Consider the following 20,066-nt stretch of genomic DNA (forward strand, 5'->3'; position numbering starts at 1 on the left):
CGGGCACCATCGGCACCGATCTGGGTCACACCGTGACCGGCACGCTGGGCGATGTCGGCGCGACGGTGGGCACCGTGGTCTCCGGTGTCACCGGGGCTGTGGGCACCACCACCGGCGATCTGGGTTCGGCTCTGGGTGGCGCGCTTTCCGGCGTCACCTCGGCGCTGGGCGGGACGACCAGCACGGCGACCGACGCTGCTCACGCCGCGACCTCCACGCTGGGTAGCACGCTGGGCGATGTGGGCACGACGCTGGGCAATGTCGTCACCGGCGTGACCGGCGCTGTCGGCACCACCACCACCGATCTGGGCTCGGCCGTGGGTGGCACGCTTTCGGGCGTCACCTCGGCGCTGGGCGGGACGACCAGCACGGCGACCGATGCCGCTCACGCCGCGACCTCCACGCTGGGCAGCACGCTGTCTGATGTGGGTTCGACGCTGGGCAATGTCGTCACTGGCGTGACCGGCGCTGTCGGCACCACCACCACCGATCTGGGCTCCGCCGTGGGTGGCCTGCTTTCGGGCACCACCTCCGCGCTGACCGGAACGACTGGCACGACCACCGGCACCGCGACCGATGCCGCTCACGCCGCGACCTCCACTTTGGGCAGCACGCTGTCTGACGTGGGCTCGACGCTGGGCAATGTCGTCACCGGCGTGACCGGCGCTGTCGGCACCACCACCACCGATCTGGGTTCGGCCGTGGGTGGCCTGCTTTCGGGCACCACCTCGGCGCTGACCGGAACCACTGGCACGACCACCGGCACCGCGACCGATGCCGCTCATGCCGCGACCTCCACGCTGGGCAGCACCCTGGCCGATACCACATCGGCGCTAGGCAGCGTGGTCACCGGCACGACCAGCGCTCTGGGCACGACGGTCAGCGATGTGGGCTCCACGCTGGGCAACCTGCTGGGCGGCACCACCTCGGCGCTGACCGGCACGACCACCGGCACCGATGCCGCCCATGCGGCGACATCCTCGCTGGGGTCGACGCTGGGCAGTGTCCTCTCGGGCACCACCAGCGCGCTGACGGGCACGACCACGGGGACAACCGCCACCGACACGGGCTCCACCCTGTCGAGCTTGCTGTCGGGCAGCACTTCGGCGCTGTCTGGCACGACGGACACCTCGCATGCCACCACCTCGCTGAGCGGGCTGCTTTCGGGCACGACCTCGGCGCTGAGCGGCACCGCCGCCAGCACCGGCACCACCGGCACGGCCACCGATACCAGCTCGAGCCTTTCGAGCCTGCTGTCGGGCACCACCGGTTCGCTGGCCAGCGGCGCCACTGGCGCCACCAGCGGCACGACGTCCTCGCTGACCAGCTCGCTGCTCAGCGGAACCTCCGGCGTGGTCAGCCCGGCCAATGACACCAGCAGCCTGTCGCATGCCACCACCTCGCTCCTCGGCTCGACCACGAGCGGGCTGACGAGCGGTCTGGGCAGCACGACCAGTTCGCTGGGCAGCAGCCTGCTGACCGGCACCACCGGCAGCGCGCTGGGCACCGGATCGGTGGCCAGCAGCTCGACCAGCGCCTTGACGGCCATCACCAAAACCTTGGCGACCACCAAATCGCTCATCGGAGTCTAGCGGGGTCACGAATGCAAAGATTAGTGCTTGCCAGCCGGCCATCGCGCGCGGTTCTGTTCACTGCCACTCTGGTCATCAACCTGACCGCACTAACCCTGCCCATGGTGGCCCGCCAGATCATCTCTCGCGGGCAGCAGAACCCCCATGGGTCCACGGTGATCGTGCTGGTAGCACTTGTCATTGCCGCGGCCGCCACCGAAGGCGTGCTGAAACTCAACCGGAATCTGGTGATCGCGCATACCGATCGCCTGTTCCTCACCCAGCGGTTGCATTGGCTGATCGACCGGGTGGTGCGGGCGCGGCGGCTGGAGTTCAAATCCGCCGCCGCGGCCAGTCTCGATTACTCCGGGGCGATCCATCAGCTCAAGGGCATCGCCAATGGCGAGGTTCTGCTGGCCAAGGCCGAGATCGCTTTCGCCCCGGTGATCCTGCTGCTGATCTATGTGATCTCATGGCGCAGCGGCATTGTCGTCACGGTGTTTCTGGGCTGTCTGGCCGCCTTCACCTGGCATTCGGCCCATCGCTATTCGCTGATCGCGGAAAACAGCCGCGACGCCATCGAACACCGTTTCGACATGCTCTTCACCATTCTGGAGCGCATGCATCTGGTCAAGGCCATGGCCGTCGAGCCGCAGATGGTGCGCGTTTATGAGCAGGCCCATGGCGAGGCCATGCGCAACAATCTGGAGCTGGCCAATTCGGCCTCTCGCCTGACCCATTCCAATGCCATCGCCGGCATGCTGCTCAACATCGTGCTGCTCTTCAGCTGCGCTCTGGCCGCCGAGCGCGGCGCGATGAATCTGGCCATGGTGATCTCCACCATCCTGCTGGCCAGCCGGTTGATGGAACCCATCCAGCGCGCCGTCTTCATGCATATTCAGGCCCGCGACCGCGATGCCGCTTTCGTGAAGATCCGCAAGCTGGACGAGGACACCCGCATGGACGCCCCCGCACAGGGCGGCGCTCATTTCGAAACGCTTCGGCAATATCGGCTCGATGGCGTCGTGCTGGCGCCTGTCTCGCACACCAGCACGGGCCCCGTGCCCCTGCCCGCGCCCATCGATCTGGTAATCGAGCCGGGCGAATGCATCGCCATCTCCTCGCCCAGCCGCAAGGAAGCGCGCGCCCTGCTGCGCGCCATGGCGGGCCTCGACGAGCTGGCGGGCGGCGCGGTGAAGATCAACGATCTGGCCTTCGAGGCCTATGGACCTGCGGATCGCAACCGCATCCTGACCTATCTCTCTTCCGACCACCGCCTGTTCGACGGCACCATTCAGGACAACATCACCCGCTTCGGCGAAGTCTCGGTGGAGGGGGCCTATGAGGTCGCGCGGTTGCTGGGGATCGACAAGCGGCTCGATGAGCTGCCCGGCGGCATGCAGACGCCGGTGGGCGATTCCGCGGGCGGCACGGTGGCGCCGGGCCTTGAACGCCAGATCGCCATTCTGCGCGCGCTGACGCATCGCCCCCGCATCATCCTCTTCGACCATGCAGATCAGGGGCTGGACCGCGACGGCTATGCCCGCCTCATCAACTTCTTCAGCCAGGTGCGCGGCATGGCCACCGTGGTGATCGCCAGCGAGGACGCCAACCTCGCCTCGCTGGCCGACCGCGCCTTCCGGCTGGAAGACGGGGCGCTCTCGCCCTGCGACACGATCGTGCCCTTTTCCCTTCCCTATCGCTCGCTGGTGCTGTGATGCAGACGACAACGGTTTCCAATACGGCGCTGACGTCCTCGGGCGCTCCGACAGCCGCTTCGTCGCTGGCCACCATGCTCAGCCGTTCGGCGCATGGGGCGGATCACGATCCGGCCTTCTTCAACCTGCTGGCCCTGCTCTGCACGCGCTTCATGCCCAATGTGCAGATCAAGGATGTGCTGGGCATCGTGCCGCGCAACCATCATCGCGGCACCGGGCAGCGCCTGCTGGCCGCCGCGATGAATCTGGGCTTCACCGTGCGCGAGCACAGGTTCAGCCTCGACCAGTTGCGCCCCTGGGACTGCCCGGCGCTGCTCATCACGCAGGACGGGCAGGAAGCCTTCCTGCTGCTCTCCACCGAAAGCACGATCACCGCGCTGGATGGCGAGGGCAAGGAGCGCGATCCGGGCAGCCTGCCCAAGGGCAAGATCCGCAAGCTGCAGCTTGAGCCCGCCGCCAACCCGCTTTCGCCCGAAAGCCGCAAGCATACCGGCTATAGCTGGCTGCGCGCGCTGGTCAGCTCCTTCGGCTCGATGCGATGGATCGTGGTGGCGACCACGCTGGCGGTGGTGATCGTGACGATTGCCCAGCCTTTCGTGATTTCTGCCTTCTATCGCTCGGTGTTCACGCGTGGCGACGAGCTGGCCATGCCATGGCTGCTGGCGCTGCTGATGGTGCTGGTCGTCACCATGTGGGGCATGCTGGCGTTGCGATCCCATGCTCTGGCGTGGTTCGCGGCAAGGCTCAACTATGTGGTCGGCTGCGCCACCTTCGACAAGATGATGCATCTGCCCGCCTTTCTGACGCAAAGGCTGGATGCGAAAGACCAGTCATCCCGCGTGCGATCCTTCGAGAACGTCAGCGACTTTCTGACCAGTCCGCTGGCGGCGATCCTGCTCGATCTGCCGGTTTCGGTGCTGGGGCTGATCGCGGTGCTGTGGATGATGCCGCCAGCCGGCATCGTGCTGGTGGGGGCGGCGCTCTGCTATGGCGGGCTGTTCTTCTTCTGCGACCGCCGCATGGGCGTGCTGACCAGCATGCTGGCCGATCAGGCCACCGAACTGCAGCATGTGATGGTCGAAACCTTCGAGAAGCGCGATCTGATTCGTGAATGCGGCCTTCAGCACCGCTGGGCCGATCTGCAGCAGCGCCGCATCGAGCGTGCGCAGATCGTGCAATATGCCATGTCGCGCCTGATGGCGATCGTGGAGGGCATGGCCAGCTTCTTCTTCGCCGTGGCCTTCATTCTGGTGATCGGCGCGGTGGCCCTGTATTCGGTGAAATACGAGCTGGGGCCTGCCGAACTGCTGGGCGTGGTGCTGCTGACCTCCAGCGTGCTGGCGCCGATGCATGCCTTGTGCCTTGCCCTGCCCCGCTTCGAGCAATGCGGCAAATCGGTCGAGCAGATCAATGCCTTCATGGATCTGGAGACCGAGGCCGTCACCGATGTGCAGCGCCGCCGCCTGCCCCAGATCCAGGGCAACGCCACCATGCGCAACATCACCATGCGGATCGGCAATGGCCGCCCCATGCTGTTCGGGCTCGATCTGGACATCAATGCGGGCGATCTGATCGGCATTCACGGCTCGGCGGGCACCGGCAAATCCACCATACTGCATCTGCTTCAGGGGCTGACCCAGCCCTCCTTCGGGGTGGTGCAGATCGAGGGCGTGGATATGGAGCAGCTGCCCGTGCGCACCCTGCGCAGCGCCATCGGCTACATCCCGCAGAACCCCAGCCTGCTGCCCGGCACCCTGCGCGACAATCTGGATATGGCCAATCCCGTGGCGTCTCCGGCGGATATCGAACGTGTTCTGGCGGCGGTCGGCCTGCAGAACATCGCGCTGGATGACATCGTCATCACTGAAAACACACAACTTTCCGAAGGTTTCATCTGGCGCTTCGCCCTTGCTCAAGCCTTGCTGTCGGGCAGCGGACTTCTCCTGATAGATGAAATCCCGAATGCCGTGGTTAATGCCGGTTTTGACAAGATATTCCATAATGTTCTTCGCTCAGCGAAAGGACGTGTCAGCGTGGTCTTTGTTTCCGGTCGGTCCGATCTTCTTGCCCTGGCTGACAGGGTGGTGGTGCTGCGCCAGGGCCGCGCGCCCGTGGTCACCTCGCCCGAAGCTCTGGCGGATGCTGCCTGATGCCGGCCCGCCTGCATCTCGTTCAGGCTTCGAAAGAAGCCTTTCCCGGCACCGACACATCGGGCGACGCTTCGGAGCTGCCCGAACTGCTGATGCCGCTGGGCGCCAGCGACGCCCATTCCGGCCGCATCCTGCATGGCACGCTGATTGCGATCAGCGCCGCCGTGGTGGTGGCCATCGGCTGGGCCGCCGTGGCGCAGGTCAGCGATGTGTCGCAGGCCGTCGGCACGCTTGAGCCCGACGCCCATGAGCGCCGGATCGAACATGTCGATGGCGGCCAGATCTCCCGCCTGCTGGTGCATGAGGGCGACAAGGTGGTGGAAGGCCAGCCGCTGATGGAGCTGGATGGCGCTCAGGCAGCGGGCGATGTCGCCTATGCCAAGGAGCGCGTGGCGATGATCACCAGGCAGCTGAGCACGGTCAACGCGCTGGAAAACAAGGGCGCCGCCGTGAAGGGCGACACCGCAGAAAGCCAGCGCGCCGCCTTCCTCGGCGCGGAGAACCGTGCCGCCGCCGCCCGCGCCCAGCAACAGGCCGCCAACATCGCGCTGATCCGCGCCCAGCTCACCACGGCTGAATCCGCCGCTAAAATCGCCCGCGACGACCGCGACCGCGCCCAGCGCCTGTTCTCCGCCGAAGCCGTCACCCGCTCCTCGCTCAACCAGCGCGAACAGCAGCTCAACGATGCCGATGGCCGCGTGAATGCGTTGCGCCAGCAGCTCTCGGTGGCCAGCGGCGGCTTCGAACAGGCCACCAGCGAGGCGGCCAGCGTGCGCTCGCGCCAGGCGGTCGATCTCTATCAGGAGGGCAACACGCTGGCCCTGCAGGGGATCGAGGCCAATGTGCTGCTCAAGCGCGCGCAGGACCGCACCAACCGGCTGGTGGTGCGCAGCCCCGTCACCGGCATGGTCAAGGCTCTGACCATTGCGCCGGGCAGCGTGGTCGCGCCTGGCGGCCTGCTGGCCGTGGTGGTGCCCTCCAATGAAAAGCTGATGATCGATTCGCAGATCCCGGCCAGCAACATTCATGATGTGCGCGCCGGGCTCGATGCCCATGTGCGCATCAACGGCTTCGACCTGCCCGGCAAGGGCTGGATCGACGGGCAGGTTCATTCGGTCTCGCCCTCATCCTTTGGCGACGATCGCGGCAACCGTTTCTACAAGGTGCGCATCGCGATCACCGACAAGGATCTGGATCGCCGCACCATGGCCTCTTTGACCCCGGGTCTTGAGGCCCATGCCGACATCATCACCGGCCATAAATCCGTGCTGTCCTTCCTGGTCAGCCCCGTCCGCCATGGGCTTGACGCCGCCCTGACCGAAAAGTGAGGCCAGCATGAGCGCTCTGCCCGACTTTCAAAGCTTCGATGCCGCCGTTAACCATGGGCTGGACGTGCCGCAGCCGCTGCCGGAAGCGCCCCCGCAGCCTGCCGCTGTCGCGCCCCGGCCGGGCGGCAGCCCTGGCATGCGCGTTCTGCTGGTCGAGGATGACCGCATGGCGGCGATGATGGTGTCGTCCATGCTTAGCGATCTTGGTTATCAGGTGGAAACCGCCCAGAACGGGGCCGAGGCCTATGCCCTGCTGCGCGAGGCCCCCACCCGCGCCGATATGGTGCTGACCGACCGCTTCATGCCCGCGCTGGACGGTCTGGGCCTGACGCGCCGCCTGCGCCGCGAGCCCGCCACCCAGCATATGCCGATCATCATGCTGACCGGCACCGGCGATTCCGCCTCCATCGCGGAAGGGATCGAGGCGGGGGTGCAGCAATATCTCACCAAGCCGGTCGATCCCAATCTGCTGCAGCAGGTGATGCAGGCCACCACCCGTCAGGTCGAGCAGCGCCGCGCCGCCGCGCGCACGCTGCAATCGCATCAGGCGGGGTTCAGCAACATCCAGCGCATCGATTTCCACCTGCGCACCATGGCCGAGATCGCGCCCGTCGCCAGCCTGCTGGCCAGCCTTGCCGACAATCCGGAAAAGGTTCTGGTGGGGCTGCGCGAGCTGCTGACCAATGCGGTGGAGCATGGCATCTATCGCCTCGGCGGGCAGGCCAAGGCGCAGCATCTGACCAATGGCACGCTGGACGCCGAACTCGCCCGGCGCGAGGCTGACCCGGCTTATGCGGGCGTGGCCGAAGCCGCCGCCCAGCGCCTGCCCGACGGCATCAAATTCGCCTTCCGCGATCCCGGCCCGGGCTTTGCGTGGCAGCGCTTTATCCGCCCCGATCCGGCGCAGGGCATCGGCCTGACCGGTCGCGGCATCGCGCGGGCCGCGCTGATCTTCAACAAGGTGGAATTCCACGGCACCGGCAATCTGGTCACCGCCACGCTGGCCTCGCGCGCGGCGACCATATGGTGACTCTGCCCGGGCGCTCCACCTCTTCCGCCCAGCCATCCGGTTTTCTCCCAGCAGGCAGCCCCATGAGCATCTTCTTCAAGCGCCATCTGATGGCCATCGTGCTGGGCTTTGTCGGCCTGCTGGCGGTGATCTTCACGGCCTCGGCGCTGACGGGCATGAACCGGCTGGGCCGCGCCCAGTTCCAGGCGCAGGCGCAGGCCCATGAAACCGAATTGCGCACCCAGATCGACCATCTGGTGGTCCGGCTGAAAGACGCCGCCAATTACGTCGATGCCGGTGTCGAGACCTATCCCGCGCCCAAGCTCTCCGGCAGTCTGACAGGCACGCCCTATGTGCTCGATCAGGGCTATCTGGCGGTTGCCGATCACCTGCGCCATTCCGGCATGAACCATGGCGCGGCGCCGTCCGAACAGGCGACGGGCGAAATCGAGCATCTGCGCGCCATGACGCAGGCCACCCCGTCCTTTGTCCATGCGGTGGCGGCCAAGCAGTTCCCCGCCCTGTTCGGCATGGAAAAGCCCGATGCGCTGGTGCTGCTGCAAAGCCAGCCCGTGCCCGGCCCCGCCGACCGGCTGACCTATGTCGTCTTCGATTTCGCGCGCCTGTGCCGCGATCAGGCGCGCCGCAGCGATTTCGCCAACAGCTGGTCGATCCGCGCCGTCAGCACGCCGGGCAGCGAGGCGGTGGATGTCGGCTGCGCCACCCCGCGCGAGAATGCCTCCGCCGGGTTTTTCATGCCTTCCGAAGACATGATCCACACGCTGCCGCTCACCCGCGGCGTGGGGTTTGAAATCCACACCGAGCGCCTGCTGCCGATGAAGGGCAGCGTGGTGACCATGTTGCTGTTCAGCCTGATCGCGGTGGCCGCGATCGCCGTGGCCGCAGTGCTGTCGCGCCGCTGGCAGCATCAGGCCTCCGCCGAGCTGATGGAGGCTGTCCACACCGCTCAGGCCGCCGCCGCCTCGAAGGACGAATTCCTCGCCAATATGAGCCATGAGATCCGCACGCCCCTCAATGGCGTTCTGGGCATGGCCGAGCTGCTGGGCCGCCGCAACCTCTCCGAGACCGACATGCGCTATGTCGACCAGATCCGCAATTCGGGCTCGGCGCTGCTGGCGATTTTGAACGATGTGCTGGATCTGGCCAAGATCGATCAGGGCATGCTGGCGATCGATCCGATCCGCACCAATCTCTATCAGCTGCTTCAGGATGTGCTGGGGCTCTATGCCGGCAAGGCGCATGAGAAGAACGTCAGCCTGATGATCGATGTCGATCCGCAGGTGCCCAAATGGGCGATGATCGACCCCACGCGCCTGCGCCAGATTCTGGGCAACCTCGTCTCCAACGCCGTGAAATTCACCGAGAATGGCGAGATCATGGCGCAGATCGCCACCACCGCCTCACACGGACGCGAATGGCTGACGATCTCGGTGCGTGACACCGGCATCGGCATGACGCCCGAACAGCAGGCCAGCCTCTTCGAACGCTTCACGCAGGCGGAAGCTGGCACCGCGCGCAAGTTCGGCGGCACGGGTCTGGGGCTTTCCATCGTGCGCCAGCTCTGCACGCTGATGGGCGGCGAAATCTCGGTCGAAAGCCAGTATGGCCGGGGCTCGACCTTTATCGCCCGCCTGCCGCTCGACCGCCTCGACGGCGACACCGCCAGCCAGCCGATGAGCGCGCAGGGCGTGGGCCTTGTCACCCCCTCGCCCTTTGTGCGGCAGGTGGTGGAGCGCGTGCTGGCGAAAGCCGGGCTGCGCCTGCAGGCCTTCGCCTCGATGGATGAGGCGGTGCGCGCTTTGGTACCCGGCAACAGTCTGGACCTCTCCGGCCTGATCCTCGATGAGGCGCAGGATGTGCATGCCGCCTATGATGGCTGGACGCGCATCGCCGCGCAGCATGTGCTCAATGGTCAGGGCTGGGCGATCCTGCTGGCCGACAAGCAGATGCACCAGCGCTACAGCGGTTTCGACAAGGCGCTGTGCAAGCCCTTCCTGCCCGAGGATCTGGAGCGCGCGCTCAGCGTGCTGATCCAGCGCGGTGGCGGTGCTGTGGCCCCCGCGACCCCTGCCGTAGCCACGCCCGCCGGCCCGGAAAGCTGGCCCACCGTGCTGGGCCCCGATGCCAACAGCACCGTGCGTTTCGACGGCAAGACCTGTCTGGTGGTGGACGACAACACCGTCAACCAGCTGGTGATTTCCGAGCTGATGCAGGATTTCGGCTTCGCCATCACCACCGCCAGCGACGGGCGCAAGGCGCTCAACGCCGCGCAGGAGCAGAAGTTCGACATCATCCTGATGGATTGCCGCATGCCGAACATGGATGGCTACGACGCCACCCGCAACCTGCGCCAGATGATGAAGGCGGGCACCGTGCCGCACACGCCCATCGTCGCCCTGACCGCCAACGCCATGAAGGGCGACAGCGAGAAATGCCTGGCCTGCGGGATGGACGCCTTCCTCTCCAAGCCGGTGCGCGTGCCCGAGCTGATCGACGTGCTGGTCTGCCTGCTGCCGCTGACCGATGACGCCGCCTCGGGCGATGTGATGTGGCTGGATGCGCCCAGCCCCGCCCCGGCAGCGGCTCCTGTGGCCGCGCCTGCCGCCCCAGCTTCGGTCTTTGCCGCGCCGCAAGCGTTGACGCCTGCCGCTCAGGCCGCGCCGCCGGCCTTTGCGCCGCAGCCTGCCGTGGCGCCTCTGGCGCCGCCTCCGCCCGTGGCCGTTCCAGCGCCTGCCCCGGTTCAGGCCCCGCAGCCAGTGTTCACCCAGCAGCCCGCGCCCGTGACGCCCGCTCCGGTGTTCGCAACACAGGCTGCCCCTCCTGCTGCGCCCGCCCCGGTGTTCGCGGCCCAGCCCGCGCCTGTTGCCCCGGCGCCGATCTTCGCCGCGCCGCAGCAGCTGACCCCTGCTTCGCCATCTTTTGCGCCACCGCCTTTGGCCGAGCAGCCCCCTCTGGAGATGACGGAAGCCATGGTGCTGCCGCCCATGGCTCCGGTTCAGCAGCCCGCTCCCGCGCCGATCCAGCAGCCGCGTCCGGTCCTGCAGGCGGTCGTGCCGCCGCCTGCTCCGGCCCCCGTTGCGCAGATGCGGCCTGCGCCCGCCCCGGCGCAACCCGCGCCGCAGTCCAACTCCGTGTCGCTCTTCGACGAGGCCACCTTCGAAACGCTGCGCACCACCATGCGCAGCTTCCCGCAGCTGATCGCGCTCTATCGCACCGATACGCTCGATTATCTCGATCAGATCGAGAAGGCGCTGGCGCTGGGCGAGAAGGAAGAAGCCGTTCTGCCCGCCCACACGATCAAGAGTTCGAGCAAGATCGTGGGCGCCAGCGGCATGGCGGCCCTGTCCGAGGTGATGGAAAAGCGCCTGCGCACCGGTCAGGGCGACAGCATTGCCGAAATGACCGAGCTGCACAGCCGCATGAAGACGGTCTATGGCCAGACGCTGCAATGCATCGACATGCTGCTGGCCCGTCAGGGCGGCAGCCCGCCACCGCCCCGGGCGGCAGCGGGTTAAGGGTCAGGCACCCAAAAAATCAGGCGGAAGCCATCGCCCCCAGACGGGCGGCCACGGCTTCGGCCTGAGCCATGATGCGGGCGATCAGCTCGGCGCAGGTCGGGATGTCGTGGATCAGGCCCTGCGATTGCCCCGCCCAGACAAGGCCACCTTCGATATCGCCGCTTTCCAGCGTCTGGCGGCCTTTTTCGCCCGCCACATAGGGGCGCAGCATCTCGAAGGTCACATCGCTCTGGCGCTGCAACTCCACCACCTTGCCCGACACCGGCGTGAAGGCCACACGCCCGGTGTTGCCGATGCCGCGCAGGATGAGGCGGGTATCGCGCTCGTCATTGTTCAGGATCACCTGTTTGACATTGGCATGGATCGGCGCCTCCTGCGTGGCGCAGAAACGCGTGCCCATGGTGATGCCCTGAGCCCCCAGCGCCAGCGCGGCGGCCAGCCCGCGCCCATCGGCAAAACCGCCGCAGGCCAGCACCGGGATCTGCAGCGCATCGACCGCCGCCGGGATCAGCACCAGACCGCCGACATCGTCCTCGCCGGGATGGCCCGCGCATTCGAAGCCGTCGATGGTGACAATATCCGCCCCCATTCGCTGCGCCGCCAGAGCATGGCGCACCGAGGTGCATTTGTGGATCACCGTGATGCCATGCGCCTTGAAATCGGCGATATGCTCATGCGGGGAGTGGCCGGCGGTTTCCACCACCCTGATCCCGCTCTCGACGATGGCGCGGCGGTATTCGGCATAGGGCGGCGCGCGGGTGATCGGCATCAGGGTGAGGTTCACGCCGAAGGGCTTGTCGGTCAGGGCGCGGGTGGCGTCGATGGCGCGGCGCAGCTCATCCGCCGTGGGGTAGATCAGCGCCGTCAGCAGGCCCAGCGCGCCCGCATCGGACACCGCCGAGACCAGCTCCGGCTTGCCGATCCACATCATGCCGCCCTGAACAATCGGATGGTCGATGCCCAGCATCTGCGTGATCCGGGTGGAGATGGGCATGGCGTTTCAAACCTTTGACTGATGTTCGGGAATGGGCTGGACGATCAGCGTGGAGGTGGCCGTCGCCAGATCGCGGCCCTGCGCGTCGCGGATGACGCCCTCGGTGACAACCACCTGACGCCCGCCCTTCTGCACCTGCCCGATGATGTCGAGCGGGCCGCTGCTGGCATCGATGGCGCGCAGAAAGGCCACCTTGATTTCCAGCGTCAGGCAGTAATGCCTGCCGTCCAGCACCGAATGCGCCGCCGCCCCGCAGGCATTGTCGAGCAGGCTGGCGATATAGCCGCCATGGGCGATGCCCACCTGATTGTCGAAACGGTGGTCAGGCGTGGCGCGCATCACCACCTCGCCGGGATGCGCGGAGATCACCTCAACCTCCAGCAAACGCATCATCGGCGAGCGGGACATCACCTCTTTCAGCGCCAGCACCTGATCCACACCGCTCATCAGAAATGCGCCTCATCCAGCGCCATCATCGAAGCCTTGCCCGATTTGATCGCCAGATAGCAGGCGGCGGTCTGCGGCAGGATGCGGTCGTAGAAGAAGCGGGCCGTGGTGATCTTGGACTGGTAGAAGTCCTTCTCCGGCGTGCCGCCGGCCAGAGCCTCCGCCGCCAGCTTGGCCGATTGCGCGAAGCAGAAGGCGATGGCGGTGAGGCCCAGCTGGCGCAGATAATCGGTGGCGGCGGCGCCTGCTTCCTCGGGATCTTTCAGGCCCCGCTGGGCGATGATCGCGGTGGAGCCCTGAAGCGCCTCGAACGCCCGCTTCAACCCGGTGACGAAGGGCTCGATCGGGCTTTCCCCGGCATTCTCCTCGATAAAGGTCGAGACCGGATGGAAGAAGCTGCGCAGATAGCGGCCCATATGGGCGCTCAGCTTGCGGCCGATCAGATCGAGCGCCTGAATGCCGTTGGTGCCCTCATAGATCATGCTGATGCGGGCATCGCGCAGATACTGCTCCACGCCGCTTTCCACGATATAGCCATGGCCGCCATAGACCTGCACCGCATGGCTGGCGCTTTCCAGCCCCAGATCGGTGAACATGGCTTTGACCACCGGCGTCATCAGCGCCACGAAATCCTCGGCGCGCTGGCGGGTCTCGGGATCGGCGGCATGCTTTTCAGCATCGAGCGCCCGGCTGATCCAGCCGGACAGAGCGCGGCAGCCTTCGTTGTAGGCGCGCATCGTCATCAGCATGCGGCGCACATCGGGGTGGACGATGATGGGGTCTGCCGCCTTCTCGGGATATTTCGGGCCCGAGAGGCTGCGGCCCTGCAGGCGGTCCTTGGCGTACCACACGGCGGATTGGTAAGCCGCCTCGCCGATGCCCAGACCCTGAATGCCCACGCCCACGCGCTCGGCATTCATCATGGTGAACATGGCTTCCAGGCCCTTGTTGGGCTCGCCCACCAGCCAGCCGAGCGAGTCCTCGAACTGCATCTGGCAGGTGGCGGAGGCCTTGATGCCCATCTTGTGCTCGATGCCGGTGCAGGCCACGCCATTGCGGATGGCGGGCTGGCCATTGTCGTCCAGCAGCAGCTTGGGCACCAGGAACAGGCTGATGCCCTTCACGCCCTTGGGCGCATCGGCCAGACGCGCCAGCACCAGATGGACGATGTTGCCCGACAGATCATGCTCGCCCGCCGAGATGAAGATCTTCGCGCCCGAGACCTTGTAGGTGCCATCGCCCTGATCCACCGCCTTGGTGCGCAGCAGGCCCAGATCGGTGCCGCAATGCGATTCCGTCAGGCACATCGAGCCCGACCATTCGCCCGAGACCATCCTGGGCAGCCAGGTCTGCTTCAATTCCTCGCTGGCATAGGCGGTGAGCGCCGCAATGGCCCCGCTGGTCAGCCCCGGATAGAGGCTGAAGGCGACATTGGTGGCGCAGACCATCTCCTCCACCATCTTGCCGACAGCTTCGGGCAGGCCCTGACCGCCCCATTCGGGCGGGGCCACCAGCGAGGACCAGCCGCCCTCGACAAACTGGCGATAGGCCTCCTGAAAGCCCTTAGGCGTGCGCACCACGCCATTTTCGAAATGGCAGCCCTCGGCATCGCCGGAGGCGTTGAGGGGCAGCAGAACCTGCTCGGTAACGCGGGCGGCTTCTTCCAGCACGGCGTCGATCAGGTCGGGGGTGAACTCCTCGTGGCCGGGCAGATTGCCGAAGCCATCGCCCTGATGCAGCTCATGAAGCACGAAACGCATATCGCGCAGGGGAGCGGTGTAGACTTGCATGTTGATCCTCTCCGGCGGGCTGCTGCCCGCTCGACTTCAATTTCGCGCCTTAGTTTCTCAGGGGTTTGCCGGTGGCCAGCATCGTTTCGATGCGCGCCAGCGTGCGCGGGTCGCGCACCAGCGCCACGAATTGCCCGCGTTCCAGCTCCAGCAATTGCTCCTCGGTGACGGTGTCGACCAGATCGGCCTCGCCGCCGCTCAGCACATGGGCCAGCCGGCCCGCGACAACCTCGTCATAAGGCGTGGCAAGGCCCCTTGCCCGGAAGCCCTGCACCGCAAGATCCAGCGCGGCCTTGCCCCCGGCGCCCGGCAGGCGGAAGACCGGCGGCACGGGCGGCTGATAACCTTCCGCCAAAGCCAGAGCCTTCGCCTTGGCGTCAGCAAGCAATCGGTCGCGGTTCATGGTGATGCCGTCGGAGGCGCGCAGATAGCCCACCTCCTTGGCATTGGCCGCCGATTTGGCGACGGTGGCGGTAGAGATCGTCTCGAAGGCCTTGGCCACGGCGGGCATCGGGCCCTTGGGCAGCTTGGCGTTTTCGGCGAAGCGCTGCATCATCTCGCCGCAGCCGCCCCAGCCGGGGATCAGCCCCACGCCGCATTCGACCAGACCGATGTAGGTTTCGGCATGGGCCTGCACGGCGTCGGCATTGAGGCAGACCTCGCAGCCGCCGCCCAGTGCCAGCCCGAAAGGCGCAGCCACCACCGGGAATGGAGCATATTTCAGCGCCTTGTAAGCCTGCTGGCCACCGGCCACCAGTTTATCGACCTCGCCCCATGCCGCGATGTTGAGCGCGAAGAGCGCCAGCCCCAGATTGGCCCCGGCGGAGAAGTTGCGGCCTTCATTGTAGACCACCAGCGCCTTGTACTGGCTGGCTACCAGCGGGATCGCCTTGCCGATCAGCGTCATCACATCGCCGTCCAGCGCGTTCATCTTGCCGGTGAACTCCAGCGCGACAACACCGTCGCCCACATCCCACAGCGCCGCCGAGCCATTCTTCAGCAGAGGCTTGGAACCGGCCTTGATGTCCTCCAGCAGCAGCACGCCTTCGGGACGGGTGATGGCATGGTAGTCGCCATCCAGCCCGAGGAACTGGCGCTGGCCACCTTCCACACGGTAGAACGGGCGTCCCGCCGCGATGCGCAGGATTTCGGGCACCGCGATGCCCTCGGCCTCCAGACGCTTGGCGAGGGCTTCGCTGCCCAGCCGGTCGATCAGCTCGAAGGGGCCGTAGCTCCAGTTGTAGCCCAGCTTCATCGCCGTATCGATGGCGAGGACATCATCCGCCGCCTCGCCCACCAGAGAGGCCGCATAGGCCAAAGTTGGCCCCAGCACGGCCCAGGCGTAAGCACCCAGCTTGCCCGGCAGGCTGACCAGCGCGCGCAGATCCTTCTGCGCCGCGCCCGGAATGGAGACCGGCTTGGCGGCCTTGCGGTACTCGCCGGTCGCCAGATCGATGGCTTCCTTCACCTTCCCCGCCTCGCGGTTGATGCGATAGAAGCCGCCCTTGCCCTTGCGCCCGGTGTAGCCATCACCGATCATTTTCAGGATCAGCGGATGATCCTTGGCGATGGCCTGATAGGGGTCATCCTTGGGCAGGCTGCGCGTCAGGCTGGTCTTGAGGTAAGGCATCAGATCGATGCCCACCAGATCGACAAGCCCGAAGATGCCGGTCTTGGGCACGCCCATCGGCTTGCCCGCGATGGCATCGGCGTCCTCCACCGAGACGCCCAGATCGAAGGCCGCATTGATCGCCGACTGCAGCCAGAAAGTGCCGACGCGATTGGCGATAAAGCCCGGCGTGTCGCGCGCCGTCACCACGCTCTTGCCCAGAGCGCGATCGGCGAAGGCGCTGATCCCGGCGACCAGCGCGGGATCGCTCTGCGGCCCGGCGACCACCTCCAGCAGGCGCATATAGCGCGGCGGGTTGAAGAAATGGGTGATCAGGAAATCGCGCTGGAAGGCCTCGCTGCGGCCCTGCGTCAGCACGGCCAGCGGCATGGTCGAGGTGTTGGAGGAGACCGCGCTGCCGGGGCGGCGCACCGCCTCCAGCTTTTCGTAGAGCGCCTGCTTGGCCTCAATCTTTTCGATGATGGCCTCGATCACCCAGTCACACTCCGCGACCTTGGCCAGATCGTCCTCGATGTTGCCGACCTCGACCAGCTTGGCCGCCGCTTTGCTCATAAAGGCAGCCGGTTCGGCCTTGCCCAGCTTCTCCAGCGCCTTGCGGGCCACCACGCTGCGGTCGGGGCCTTCGGTCACCATATCGAGCAGCAGCACCGGCACGCCCGCATTCGCGACCTGAGCGGCAATCCCCGCCCCCATCGTCCCTGCGCCAATGACGCAGACTTTTGACACGCCGCTCATCACACCGCCTCCAGAACCGTGGCGATGCCCTGCCCGCCGCCGATGCACTGCGTCGCCAGAGCATAACGCCCGCCCGTGCGCGCCAGCAGCGAGGCCGCCTTGCCCACGATGCGCGCGCCCGTGGCGCCCAGCGGATGGCCGATGGCAATCGCCCCGCCATCGATGTTCATCTTCGAGGGATCGAGACCCAGATCGGCGATGCAGGCCAGTGCCTGGCTGGCGAAGGCCTCGTTCAGCTCGATCACATCGAGATCGGCGGCGGTGATCCCGGCGCGCTCCAGCGCCTTCCTGCTGGCCGCGACCGGGCCGATGCCCATGATCTCCGGGCTGCAGCCGCTGATCGCCACCGCCTTCACGCGGGCCAGCAGCGGCAGATTATGCGCCCCTGCAAAGGTGCCGCTGGTCACCAGCACCGCGCTGGCGCCATCGGTCAGCGGCGAGGCGGTGCCAGCTGTCACGCTGCCGGTGGCGCTGAAGGCCGGCTTCAGCCCGGCCAGCGCTTCCGCCGTGGTGCCTGGGCGCAGGCAGCCGTCCTTGTCGACCACGCCCGCCTTGGTGGCGATGGGCACGATCTCATCACTCAGGCGTCCTTCGGCCTGAGCCTCGGCGGCCTTGCGCTGGCTTTCCACCGCGAAGGCTTCCTGCTGCTCGCGGCTGATGCCGTATTGTTTCGCCACATTTTCAGCCGTATCGCCCATGCCGATATAGGCGGCGCTGCGCTTAGCCAGCTCGGCATTGGGCAGCGGGTTGAAGCCCATCATCGGCACACGGCTCATCGATTCGACACCGCCGCACAGGAAGGCCTGACCTGCGCCCAGAGCAATCTGCCCCGCCGCATAATGGATCGCGCTCATGGAAGACCCGCAGAAGCGGTTCACCGTCATCCCGCCCACCGAAAGCGGCAGATCGGACAGCAGGCCGACCAGACGCGCAATGTTGAAACCCTGCTCGCCCTCGGGGAAGGCGCAGCCCAGCACCAGATCCTCCAGCGCGGCGGCATCGATGCCCGTCCGCTCGACCAGCGCGCGCACCACGGCGGCGGCCAGATCATCGGGGCGGGTACGGGCCAGAGCGCCCTTGCCCGCCAGATGGAACGGGGACCGGGCATAACCGGCAATCACAACATCCTGGCTCAACTCAGCCATCACATCTCTCCACATGGCGTCCGTGAGTCGCATGCTCCGGACCATCTGCATTAATGGTGCCCAAATTGACCTATACGTCAACACAGTTTTGATGCATGATGTGATTCGCCAATTCGGAAAGTTCTGGCACAAAGCGAAAGGGGGCGATCACAGCCCTCTCGCTTAAGAGGATGGAGATACCCATGAGCCTGATGCTGATGGCAGCAGCCCTGATGGCCCAAAGCGCGGCGCCAGCAACCGCGCCCACCGCCGGCACCGCCAACACGGCGATTGGCCGCTGGGCCACGCCGACCAAACAGGGCGTGGTGGAAATCCGCCATTGCGGCCCTTCGATCTGCGGCACGCTGGTCGATTCCGAAGGCATTCGCGCCAATTCGGACCTGCGCGACATCTACAACAAGAACGAAGCCCAGCGCAGCCGCGTGCTCAAGGGCATCGAGATCCTGCGCGATTTCCGCCAGATGCCCTGGGGCTGGGACAAGGGCACCATCTACAACGCCGATGACGGAGGCACGTACAAGGCCACGATCACCGTTATGGATTCCGATACGCTCAATGTGAAAGGCTGCATCGTCTGGCCGCTCTGCAAGAGCCAGACCTGGAAACGCATCAAGTAAATCAAGGTTTTGGGTGAGCCCGGGCAACGGGCCACCCCCATATTGGGAGAAGAATGATGAAGGCATTTGCCACCCGTCGGCGCAAGCCGACCTCTGACAATCGCCGTCTGCTGCTGGCCGGCAGCCTTGTGGGCACCATGCTGGGAGCAACCCCCGCGCTGGCCGGGGGCTTCTATCTTCAGGATCAATCGACCAAAGCTTCAGGCCGCGCCTTTTCGGGCGAAGTGGCCGATCAGGGCGCGGAAAGCCTCTGGTGGAACCCGGCCTCCATCGGCGGGCTGGAAGGCGGCAGCGCGGCGATCAGCGTCACGGCCATCCTGCCCCGCGCCGATGTCACCAACACCGGCACGCTGATCGTGCGCCCGGGTCAGGCGCCTGCCGCCGTGGGCGGGGACCAGACCACGCATAATCCCATCAACAATGGCGTGCTGCCCTCTGGCGCCATCGCGCATGGCATCGGCTCGCATCTCTCGCTGGGTCTGGCGATCACCGCGCCCTACAACTTCACCACGCAATATTCGACGACCAGCTGGGCGCGCTACACGGCGATGACCACCCGCCTGCGCACCATCGACATCCAGCCCTCCATCGCTGTCGAACTGGCCCCCGGCTTCAGCCTCGGCGCCGCCGCCAATCTGGAGCGGGCCAGCGCCTATCTCAGCAATGCCCTGCCCAACCTCTCACCGCTGCTGCCCGATGGCAGTCAGGCGCTGAAGGGCAGCGGCTGGGATGTCGGCTATTCGCTGGGCGCGCAGTATCGCCATGGGCCGCTGAGCCTTGGCGTCAGCTACAAATCCTCTATCACCCATACGCTGGATGGTTCGGTGACCATCGGCGGCCTGCTGGGGCCGCTGGCCGGGCAGAACACCACGCTCAACACCACCGCCAAGTTCAGCACGCCATGGCAGCTCAACATGGGCGCACGCTACAAGATCACGCCGGGCCTGACCCTGAACGGCAGCGTGACGCGCTTTGGCTGGGCCAAGTTCCAGAACATCTATCTGGGCTCGCCGCTCAACACCGCCATGCCCGAGAACTATCGCAACACCTGGAGCTATGCGGCGGGCTTCGATGCCGATCTTTCGCCCACATGGACGGTGCGCGCCGGCGTGCAGCGTGACATGACCCCCGTGCGCGGCGAGCAGCGCGACGCCCGCGTGCCCGACAGCAACCGCTGGAATTTCGCGGTGGGCGGCACCCATGCGGTGGGCAAGGCCTTCAAGATCGACGCGGCCTTCAATTACCTGACGCTCGACAATGCGCCGGTCAACCGCACCACCGCCGCCTATGCGGGCACCGTGGTGCAGACGCCCATTCTGGTGAGCGGCGCGGTCAATTCCCCGCATGTCTTCATCTTCTCGCTGGGCGGGCGCGTCAGCTTCTGACGCCTCCA

The 20,066-nt window shown here is 66.3% G+C and carries 13 protein-coding genes; 8 read left to right on the forward strand and 5 right to left on the reverse strand.

The window, feature by feature from the left end; genetic code table 11:
* From SR3_RS31755 to SR3_RS01465, 6 genes are all read left to right on the forward strand, one after another.
* Positions 1-1,592: hypothetical protein (locus SR3_RS31755; protein WP_218018747.1), on the forward strand; the 1,592-nt coding region annotated here is incomplete at its 5' end.
* 11 nt (positions 1,593-1,603) lie between these two features.
* On the forward strand, positions 1,604-3,289 hold the full coding sequence (locus SR3_RS01445; protein WP_157098572.1) for an ABC transporter transmembrane domain-containing protein: 1,686 nt from the start codon (positions 1,604-1,606) through the stop codon (positions 3,287-3,289).
* Positions 3,289-5,439 carry an ATP-binding cassette domain-containing protein gene (locus SR3_RS01450; RefSeq protein ID WP_157098573.1) on the forward strand — a complete coding sequence of 717 codons (2,151 nt, stop codon included), beginning with the start codon at positions 3,289-3,291 and terminating at the stop codon, positions 5,437-5,439. Before SR3_RS01445 ends, SR3_RS01450 begins: the two co-directional genes overlap by 1 nt.
* On the forward strand, positions 5,439-6,767 hold the full coding sequence (locus SR3_RS01455; RefSeq protein ID WP_068079930.1) for an HlyD family type I secretion periplasmic adaptor subunit: 1,329 nt from the start codon (positions 5,439-5,441) through the stop codon (positions 6,765-6,767). Before SR3_RS01450 ends, SR3_RS01455 begins: the two co-directional genes overlap by 1 nt.
* A gap of 7 nt (positions 6,768-6,774) precedes the next feature.
* Positions 6,775-7,797, forward strand: coding sequence for an ATP-binding response regulator (locus SR3_RS01460; RefSeq protein WP_068079933.1), 1,023 nt, complete (start codon positions 6,775-6,777; stop codon positions 7,795-7,797).
* 62 nt (positions 7,798-7,859) lie between these two features.
* Complete coding sequence (locus SR3_RS01465) at positions 7,860-11,312, forward strand: hybrid sensor histidine kinase/response regulator (RefSeq protein WP_068079935.1); 3,453 nt, start codon at positions 7,860-7,862, stop codon at positions 11,310-11,312.
* A 19-nt stretch (positions 11,313-11,331) separates the two neighbouring features.
* Here the strand turns inward: SR3_RS01465 and SR3_RS01470 are convergent, their stop codons facing one another.
* Genes SR3_RS01470 through SR3_RS01490 form a run of 5 tightly spaced genes read right to left on the reverse strand, consistent with a single transcriptional unit; the run spans position 11,332 to position 18,056 of the window.
* Entirely contained in the window at positions 11,332-12,309 is a 978-nt protein-coding gene (locus SR3_RS01470) for an NAD(P)H-dependent flavin oxidoreductase (RefSeq protein ID WP_068079937.1), read from the reverse strand.
* 6 nt (positions 12,310-12,315) lie between these two features.
* The gene (locus SR3_RS01475) at positions 12,316-12,756 is read right to left on the reverse strand and encodes a PaaI family thioesterase (protein WP_068079938.1); all 441 of its coding nucleotides are present in this window, start codon (positions 12,754-12,756) and stop codon (positions 12,316-12,318) included.
* Positions 12,756-14,546 (reverse strand): acyl-CoA dehydrogenase C-terminal domain-containing protein, encoded by a 1,791-nt coding sequence (locus tag SR3_RS01480; protein WP_068079940.1) that lies wholly within the window; start codon positions 14,544-14,546, stop codon positions 12,756-12,758. Before SR3_RS01480 ends, SR3_RS01475 begins: the two co-directional genes overlap by 1 nt.
* A 49-nt stretch (positions 14,547-14,595) precedes the next feature.
* The gene (locus tag SR3_RS01485) at positions 14,596-16,911 is read right to left on the reverse strand and encodes a 3-hydroxyacyl-CoA dehydrogenase/enoyl-CoA hydratase family protein (RefSeq protein WP_068079942.1); all 2,316 of its coding nucleotides are present in this window, start codon (positions 16,909-16,911) and stop codon (positions 14,596-14,598) included.
* The gene (locus tag SR3_RS01490; protein WP_068079944.1) at positions 16,911-18,056 is read right to left on the reverse strand and encodes a thiolase family protein; all 1,146 of its coding nucleotides are present in this window, start codon (positions 18,054-18,056) and stop codon (positions 16,911-16,913) included. The genes SR3_RS01485 and SR3_RS01490 overlap by 1 nt, the downstream gene beginning before the upstream one ends.
* 182 nt (positions 18,057-18,238) lie before the next feature.
* Here SR3_RS01490 and SR3_RS01495 point away from each other — a divergent pair, with 182 nt between their 5' ends.
* Together SR3_RS01495 and SR3_RS01500 are read left to right on the forward strand one after the other, a co-directional pair.
* Complete coding sequence (locus SR3_RS01495; protein WP_068079946.1) at positions 18,239-18,673, forward strand: DUF2147 domain-containing protein; 435 nt, start codon at positions 18,239-18,241, stop codon at positions 18,671-18,673.
* 53 nt (positions 18,674-18,726) lie between these two features.
* A complete protein-coding gene (locus SR3_RS01500) occupies positions 18,727-20,058 on the forward strand; it encodes an OmpP1/FadL family transporter (RefSeq protein ID WP_245653697.1) in 1,332 nt (443 codons plus the stop codon).
* Positions 20,059-20,066 lie beyond the last annotated feature (8 nt).

Origin of the sequence: Novosphingobium rosa NBRC 15208, from assembly GCF_001598555.1 — a bacterium.
In the GTDB taxonomy this organism is placed as follows: Bacteria; Pseudomonadota; Alphaproteobacteria; order Sphingomonadales; family Sphingomonadaceae; genus Novosphingobium; species Novosphingobium rosa.

What these genes read in the sequence shown, in the direction of transcription:
- SR3_RS01445 (WP_157098572.1), top strand. Translation starts at nt 1,604, where the DNA reads ATGCAAAGATTAGTGCTTGCCAGCCGGCCATCGCGCGCGGTTCTGTTC.
- SR3_RS01450 (WP_157098573.1), top strand. Translation starts at nt 3,289, where the DNA reads ATGCAGACGACAACGGTTTCCAATACGGCGCTGACGTCCTCGGGCGCT.
- SR3_RS01455 (WP_068079930.1), top strand. Translation starts at nt 5,439, where the DNA reads ATGCCGGCCCGCCTGCATCTCGTTCAGGCTTCGAAAGAAGCCTTTCCC.
- SR3_RS01460 (WP_068079933.1), top strand. Translation starts at nt 6,775, where the DNA reads ATGAGCGCTCTGCCCGACTTTCAAAGCTTCGATGCCGCCGTTAACCAT.
- SR3_RS01465 (WP_068079935.1), top strand. Translation starts at nt 7,860, where the DNA reads ATGAGCATCTTCTTCAAGCGCCATCTGATGGCCATCGTGCTGGGCTTT.
- SR3_RS01470 (WP_068079937.1), bottom strand. Translation starts at nt 12,309, where the DNA reads ATGCCCATCTCCACCCGGATCACGCAGATGCTGGGCATCGACCATCCG.
- SR3_RS01475 (WP_068079938.1), bottom strand. Translation starts at nt 12,756, where the DNA reads ATGAGCGGTGTGGATCAGGTGCTGGCGCTGAAAGAGGTGATGTCCCGC.
- SR3_RS01480 (WP_068079940.1), bottom strand. Translation starts at nt 14,546, where the DNA reads ATGCAAGTCTACACCGCTCCCCTGCGCGATATGCGTTTCGTGCTTCAT.
- SR3_RS01485 (WP_068079942.1), bottom strand. Translation starts at nt 16,911, where the DNA reads ATGAGCGGCGTGTCAAAAGTCTGCGTCATTGGCGCAGGGACGATGGGG.
- SR3_RS01490 (WP_068079944.1), bottom strand. Translation starts at nt 18,056, where the DNA reads ATGGCTGAGTTGAGCCAGGATGTTGTGATTGCCGGTTATGCCCGGTCC.
- SR3_RS01495 (WP_068079946.1), top strand. Translation starts at nt 18,239, where the DNA reads ATGAGCCTGATGCTGATGGCAGCAGCCCTGATGGCCCAAAGCGCGGCG.
- SR3_RS01500 (WP_245653697.1), top strand. Translation starts at nt 18,727, where the DNA reads ATGATGAAGGCATTTGCCACCCGTCGGCGCAAGCCGACCTCTGACAAT.